The 6,542-nt window shown below is 58.9% G+C and carries 7 protein-coding genes; 1 reads left to right on the top strand and 6 read right to left on the bottom strand.

Annotation, left to right across the window (positions count from 1 at the left end):
• Window positions 1-370, top strand: a 370-nt coding sequence (locus ACYVDE_RS11935; protein ID WP_460501772.1) for a glycosyltransferase family 9 protein, incomplete at its 5' end; no start/stop codon positions are given.
• Here ACYVDE_RS11935 and ACYVDE_RS11930 read toward each other — a convergent pair.
• The 6 genes from ACYVDE_RS11930 to ACYVDE_RS11905 all read right to left on the bottom strand — a co-directional run bounded on the left by ACYVDE_RS11930 (window position 367) and on the right by ACYVDE_RS11905 (window position 6,332).
• On the bottom strand, window positions 367-780 hold the full coding sequence (locus tag ACYVDE_RS11930) for a DUF1801 domain-containing protein (RefSeq protein ID WP_460501771.1): 414 nt from the start codon (window positions 778-780) through the stop codon (window positions 367-369). The two genes, ACYVDE_RS11935 and ACYVDE_RS11930, sit on opposite strands and share 4 nt — an antisense overlap.
• A 43-nt stretch (window positions 781-823) precedes the next feature.
• A complete protein-coding gene (locus ACYVDE_RS11925; RefSeq protein WP_460501770.1) occupies window positions 824-2,008 on the bottom strand; it encodes a glycosyltransferase in 1,185 nt (394 codons plus the stop codon).
• Between the two features lie 85 nt (window positions 2,009-2,093).
• On the bottom strand, window positions 2,094-3,071 hold the full coding sequence (locus ACYVDE_RS11920; RefSeq protein ID WP_460501769.1) for a glycosyltransferase family 2 protein: 978 nt from the start codon (window positions 3,069-3,071) through the stop codon (window positions 2,094-2,096).
• Window positions 3,064-3,588 (bottom strand): DUF4199 domain-containing protein, encoded by a 525-nt coding sequence (locus tag ACYVDE_RS11915; RefSeq protein ID WP_460501768.1) that lies wholly within the window; start codon window positions 3,586-3,588, stop codon window positions 3,064-3,066. The genes ACYVDE_RS11920 and ACYVDE_RS11915 overlap by 8 nt, the downstream gene beginning before the upstream one ends.
• Before the next feature lie 51 nt (window positions 3,589-3,639).
• Window positions 3,640-4,140 carry a DUF4199 domain-containing protein gene (locus ACYVDE_RS11910; RefSeq protein ID WP_460501767.1) on the bottom strand — a complete coding sequence of 167 codons (501 nt, stop codon included), beginning with the start codon at window positions 4,138-4,140 and terminating at the stop codon, window positions 3,640-3,642.
• A 134-nt stretch (window positions 4,141-4,274) separates the two neighbouring features.
• On the bottom strand, window positions 4,275-6,332 hold the full coding sequence (locus ACYVDE_RS11905; protein ID WP_460501766.1) for a BatA domain-containing protein: 2,058 nt from the start codon (window positions 6,330-6,332) through the stop codon (window positions 4,275-4,277).
• Window positions 6,333-6,542 lie beyond the last annotated feature (210 nt).

The raw sequence follows: 6,542 nt of genomic DNA, 5'->3' as shown, positions 1-6,542 counted from the left end.
AGCCGGCGAGGCCGAAGACGGCCGCATCCGCGAGCTGCACGCCGCCACCGGCGCGGCCTACCTCGGCACCTTCCCCCTGCCCCAGTTCATCAACCTGATGAACCAGATGGACGGCATCGTGACGCAGGTAACCATGGGCATGCACATCAGCATTGCCCTGCGCAAGCCCACCATCCTGATGAACAACATCTTCAACCCGCACGAATTCGACCTCTACGGCCGTGGCCAGCTCGTGCAACCCAACAAGCAGTGTGTGTGCTTCTACCGCGGCACCTGCCAGCTCGGCACCAGCTGCATGGAAGATTTGCCAGCCGAAAAAGTATTGCAGGCCGTGCGCGAAAGTGTGCCGTTCGAAGCGCCGGCTGCTTAGCTTTTTTGGCGCGCGCCGCGCACGGCCTGCAGCTTGGCGGCATAGTCGGCCGGCGGCGTGGCGGCAATTAGGGCCGTCAGGGCTTCCGCAGGCAACTCATCAGCCTGTTTGAAATTCACGCAGCCCTTGCCCATCTTCAGCTTGGGCGCGGCGGCCGCCAGCTGCTCTTGCAACGCGGGCATCAGGTACATGGGCACGACGTGCAGGCTGAGGTGGCCTTTCTGGTTGGCCAGGCCGATGTACATATCCTTTCCGGCCCGAAACTCCAGGTACTTTGGGCCTACGTGTTCGGTGTAGCCGGCCGGCATGGCCTGCCGCACCAGCTCCCACACTTGGGTGGCGGGCTGTTGCCGTTCGGCAGGCAGGGCAGCAATAAATTCGTCGACAGTCAGGGTGTTTGGGGTGCTCATCAGGAAGCCAGTAGGTTAAGTCGCAAATTACTGCTTCAGCCGCCTACAGCTGTTGCACTTTCGCGACCTCCTTCAGCGCCGCCACCATCACCGGCCACGAAAACTGCTTTTTCTCCTCGCGCACGCCGGCTGCGAAAGTGGCTTCGCGCTGGTTGGTGTAAAAATCGACAATGGCGTCGGCAGTGGCGCCCGGCGTGGGCGGCACCACGTAGCCCACCACACCGTCCGGAATCAGCTCGGCCAGGCCGCCCACGTCGGTCACCAGCATGGGCCGCTCGAAGTGGTAGGCAATCTGCGACACGCCGCTTTGCGTGGCGTTTTTGTAGGGCTGTAGCACCAAATCGGCCGCGCAGAAATAGTCCACAACTTTTTCGTTCGGAATAAAATCGGTGGCCCGTACAATCCGGCTTTCCAGCTGGTACTGCCTGATTAACGCCTCGTACGGCGCGGCATCTTCATAAAACTCGCCGGCAATAATCAGCTTGATGGGCAGGGCCACAATGCGCGCATCGGCCCAGGCTTCAAGCAGCATGTCGAGCCCCTTATACGCCCGGATGAACCCGAAAAACAGCACGTAGCCCGTCGTGGCGGGCAGGCCCAGCGCAGTCAGCGCCTCGGCCTTCGGCTTTATCGGCCCGAAGTTGTCGTAGAGCGGGTGCGGGCGGTATAGCGCCGGCTTGCGGCCAAAGCCCAACCCGCGCAGGTCGTCGAGCACCGAGCGGCTCATGGTCACGAAGCCGTCGCAGGCGCTCAGGAAATAGCGCGTCAGCGGGCCGTCGCCGGGCCGCTTCTCGTGCGGAATCACGTTATCGGTGATGGCTACCACGCGGGTGTGACCATTGCCGCGCACCAGCCGCGCCACCGTGCCCAGCGCTGGCCCCATAAACGGCAGCCAGAACCGGAAAATCACCATATCAGGCCGCTCGCGGCGCAGCCGCCGCCCCACCGCCAGCCACGACAGCGGATTTACCGAATTCAGGCTGACTTCGATGTCCAAATCCGTCGGCCCCGGCTCGGTACTGAACTGCGTCTGGCCCGGAAACAGGAAATTGGGGTACTGCAGCGAAAACGTCACAATGCGCACCTCGTCGCCCGCCGCCCGGAAGGCTCGCGCCAGCCGCTCGTTGTAGGTGGCCAGCCCGCCGCGTAAAGGGTAAGCAGGGCCGATGATGACGACACGCATGTTGGTATTGAAGTTAAGAACGTCATGCTGAGCTTGTCGAAGCATCTCTATCGTGCAAGTAATTATTTACTGCTGCGGTAGAGATGCTTCGACAAGCTCAGCATGACGTTCTATATAGATTAAATAAAACTCAATTCAGCGTTTCGCGCACCAGATAGTCGTTGCGCTTCGGCCCGTTCAGCTGCACCATTTCGCCCAGGAAGCCCGCCACGAACAGCACCACGCCCACCACCACGGCCGTGAGGGCCAAGAAAAACAGCGGCTGCTCCGTCACCTGCCGGGCCTTGAGGTTGTGCAGCGACAGCCACACCTTCTCGCCCGTCAGCCACAACGTAATCAGCAGCCCCAACAGGAACGACAGCGTACCCAACGTGCCGAAAAAGTGCATCGGCGCCCGTCGGAACCGGCCCACAAACGTGATGCTCAGCAAATCCAGAAACCCGAAAATGAAGCGCTCCAGCCCGAATTTCGTCACGCCATATTTGCGCTCCTGGTGTTGCACCACCTTCTCGCCGATTTTCTTGAAGCCGTTCCACTTCGCAATCACCGGAATATAGCGGTGCATCTCGCCGTACACCTCGATGCTCTTCACCACGCGCGAGTCGTACGATTTCAGCCCACAGTTGAAATCATGCAGCTGAATACCCGACATCGCCCGCGTGGCCCCGTTGAAGAGTTTGGTTGGAATGGTTTTCGACAGCGGGTCGTAGCGCTTCTGCTTCCAGCCGCTCACCATATCGTACTTGTCCTCCACTATCATGCGGTAGAGCTCAGGCAGCTCCTCGGGCGAGTCCTGCAGGTCAGCATCCATGGTGCACACCACGCGGCCCCGTGCCGCCTCGAAGCCCACGTTCAGCGCCGCCGACTTGCCGTAGTTGCGGTTGAAGCGAATGCCGCGCAGCGTCTTGTCCGTCGCCGCCAGCGTTTCAATCACCGCCCACGAGTCATCGGTCGAGCCGTCGTCAATCAGAATCACCTCGTACGTCAGGCCGCGCGCCTCCAACACCCGCGCAATCCAGCGCGTGAGTTCGGGCAACGATTCCGCCTCGTTGAGCAGCGGAATAACGATGGAAATTTCTACCGGGAAGGTGGCAGCGGGCTTATTCAAATTCGGGTTGGGCGTTTTTAATAAAAGCTGAAATCACCAGCGACAGCAGCACGCCCATCAGCACCGTGCCGAGTAGCGCGGCCCCAATCATAAACGGGCCGTTCATGAACTTACTCGACATGGCTACGGCCTGGTCAATCTGCTCGTCGCTCATGCCGCCACGGGCTTCCATGTCGGTGCGAATCTTGTCCGTGATGCGGACCAGCATGTCGGTGTCGATAAAGGTCATGTAGATGTAGGCAAAAATGCCCGACAGCAACCCCACTACCGCCGATACTACCGCCCCAATTCCCACACCTTGGCCAAAGCTCATGAAGCCCTGATTTTGCTGCTTGAAATGATTCATCGCCAGCACAATGCCGGCAATCAGAATAGCAAATGAGAGGTAGCGCGCCGGGCTGCTTTCCTGATGCATCACATTTAATCCAAACGAGAAAATGATGCTGACCAGAGCGGTTAGGATGCCGTAGCGCAGGCCAACCGAAGAAGTAGTTACGGAGGTGGTATTCGTTTCCATGGTAATTGCAGAAAGTAGTTCTGGTGAATGATTACCGCAAAGTAAGCCGAATTATTCGCGCAGAAATATCCCGGCCGGTATCGCCAGCACCAATCCCAGCACTAACACCTGCAAAAAGTTGCTCGTGGCCATGTTGCCCACCGTCAGCTGCTGCACCTGGGCCACCTGCTGCTGGCGTTGCGCCGGCGTCAGCTTCGTCTGCGGGTTCTGCCGCTGCTGGGCCTGCACAATCTCCACCACTTCAGCCCGATGCCGCGCCACGGCCGCCTCGCCTGCCCCGTAGGCCAGCCCCACCGTGCCCACGGCCGAGATAGACGCGGCCAGCGCCGCCGTCAGCACGCCCACACCCAGCGCCGCACCCAAGCCGGGCTTGTTGGGCTGCGCCGCCTTGCGCAGCAACCATTGACTGGCCACCACTGCCAGCGGCACCAGCAGCTGCGCCAGAATCTGCTTCGGCCCGAAACTGTTGTTGCCCGTCAGCTGCAGGCCTACCATCCACACCACGCAGGCCAGCCCCGCTCCCAAGCCAAAGCGCAGCGCAAGTTGTTTCACGGCACCCGCCGGCACTTGCACGACGCGGGTATCAGGTTCTCGAATCGGGGCAGCCATAAAATCGTCTCGCAAATTAAAGCGGCAAGTTACGCCCGGCCGCCCGTCACTGCAGCCAAAACCTCTTTCTCGGGCGGTTAGGCCGCTACTGCCACCTTGGGCGCGGCAGCCTTACGGCCCCCAAATCGCACCAGCAGCGCCTCGGCCAGCAGCGCCAGCAGTACCAGCACCAGGCAGTAGCGCCAGAGCGGTTGCCCCGTCTGCTCAGCCTGGAACTTGGCCAGGCCCGCCCCATCGGCGCCGCTCTCCACCACCTTGATATTTGGGTGGTTAGCCCCGAGTAGCTGCCGCAGTTCATCGGCCGAGTAAGCCGCCAACTCCGACTCCCATTTATCTTGGTTAAATGCCAGCGTCGTCAGCACCTTGCCGCCGCGCTGCACTTGGTAAAACCCCGGCGCATTCATGCCCACCGGTAAATCCAGATGCAGCTCATTCGCGACCACGCGTTGCGTTGGAATCAATACCACGCTGTCCTTCACCAGTCGAAAATTCGCCTCATCGGCCCGGCCAGCCCCATCGGTAGCCGGGCCGGTGGCTGGCAGTTTCAAAGTCAGCGCATCCTGCGTCAGGCGGTAAGCCGGCAGTTGGTCGTTCTGATAGCTCCGCATCGCCAGCCGGTACATCACCGGCACGAACAATGCGTGCGCCATAAAATCAGAATACTGCCGGTCAAATGGGCCCGAAAACACATATACCTGCCCCGCCCCACTCGCAAAATTGGCCAAATAGCTTTCGCCATCCCGCAGCCGCAGTATGTCCGTCCCCGTGCGCGACCAGCGCAGCACCGGCGCCACCCGCGGCATCGTAACCGCACGCTGCTGTGCCCCGAATACATCCCGAAAAAACGGTTCCCGCGCATTTGGCATCGCTACTTCCCGCAGTTCTGGCGTCCCGGCAGCGGCTTCCCACTGCACTGTGCCCAAGCCCAGTTGTTTGAATAATTGCTGATAGGAATCGTGACTGGCTGGCACGCCCGATGGTACAAGTACCACGCTCCCTCCGCGTGCTACTACGGCTCGCAAGCCGTCACGCAGGCCTGCATCTATTCGCTCCACCTCCCGCACCACCACCAGATTAGCTCGCTGCAATACCCCGAAATCAACCGCCTGCGGCTTTGCAAAAGCATAAGCGAATAACGGCTCATTGCTGTACAACTGCTGTGCCACCGGCTCAGCCCCAATCTCCAGAATGCGAATAGCCGCGGCGGGCTGCAATGTGAAGTAAAATGTATTGTCGAACGCAACGGGCACGTCTTCCGTCACCACCTTGCCCAAGGCCAATGCCTGCTCAGCCACCTGCACTTGCACCACCGAAGTCGCCACCTGCCCGGCATCCACTGTCACCCGATAAGCGGCCACCTGCTTTTTTCCCAAAAATACTTTCACTGGCGAGTCGCTCAGTTTGGCATTGCCACCATTCCGCACCCGAATATGCAGGCCCACATTCGTCCGCACCCGCACAAAAGCATCATCTAGCCATACACTATCCACATACAGGTTACCACTAGCCTTACTCGCTAATGGCACCAGCACCACGGCCCGCCTCTTCAATGCGGCCAATTCGTTCACATCAACTGCTTTTTTCTGAAAGTCTGAAAAGATGTACAACTCATTTCCCGCACCACGTAGCGCTGTCTCAGTACCACGAAGAATCGCAAATGGATTCTGCGCCCGCATACCCAAGCCATTAAGGGCCGCCTGATAAGCTGCTGGTAGCATAACACGATTACCCTCACTCAGCAGATGTAACTGCCCCGTATTTCCCTTGCGACCAACACTCCGGGCTTGCTCTACCGCATCCGCAAACAATGAGCTTTGCCCCAAGCTAGCCGCCTGCATGCTGTACGAATTGTCCACTAAAACCTCCGTCTGCCCTCCGGCGCCTACATCATTGCGCGCGGGAATAAACGGCTGACAAAACATTAGCACCAAGGCGGCAACACCTAATATCCTCGCAGCCAATAACCACCAGCGCTGTACATTCCGATAACGCACAGTTACTAACTCCACCTCACGAATAAAAGCCGTGTTAGTAAACAACAGCCGTTGAGGACGCCTCAACTGAAGCAAATGGATGAGAATGGGAATACCTACTGCCGATAAACCAAACAAGAACCCCGGATACATTAGCTGCATAAACAAAACAACAACTTAAACGCTGAAATTAGTCTGCGTGCACTCATGCTGGTCATCATTGCCATCATTTTCTAAATCACGCCGCAGCCTTATTAGAAAGGGTCATAAAGCAAAAATCCCTCCTGGTTGCTGGTGAAAGCATCCAAGAGGGATTTTCCTGTGATAAGGTTGGCGGCGACCGACTCTCCCACCGGTGAAGGCAGTACCATA

The organism is Hymenobacter agri, from assembly GCF_054778495.1.
This window is presented reverse-complemented; position numbering and strand designations above follow the sequence as displayed.

Coding starts and splice junctions, on each gene's coding strand:
- ACYVDE_RS11915 (WP_460501768.1), bottom strand. CDS start 3,588: ATGGAAACGAATACCACCTCCGTAACTACTTCTTCGGTTGGCCTGCGC.
- ACYVDE_RS11930 (WP_460501771.1), bottom strand. CDS start 780: ATGAGCACCCCAAACACCCTGACTGTCGACGAATTTATTGCTGCCCTG.
- ACYVDE_RS11905 (WP_460501766.1), bottom strand. CDS start 6,332: ATGCAGCTAATGTATCCGGGGTTCTTGTTTGGTTTATCGGCAGTAGGT.
- ACYVDE_RS11925 (WP_460501770.1), bottom strand. CDS start 2,008: ATGCTTCGACAAGCTCAGCATGACGTTCTTAACTTCAATACCAACATG.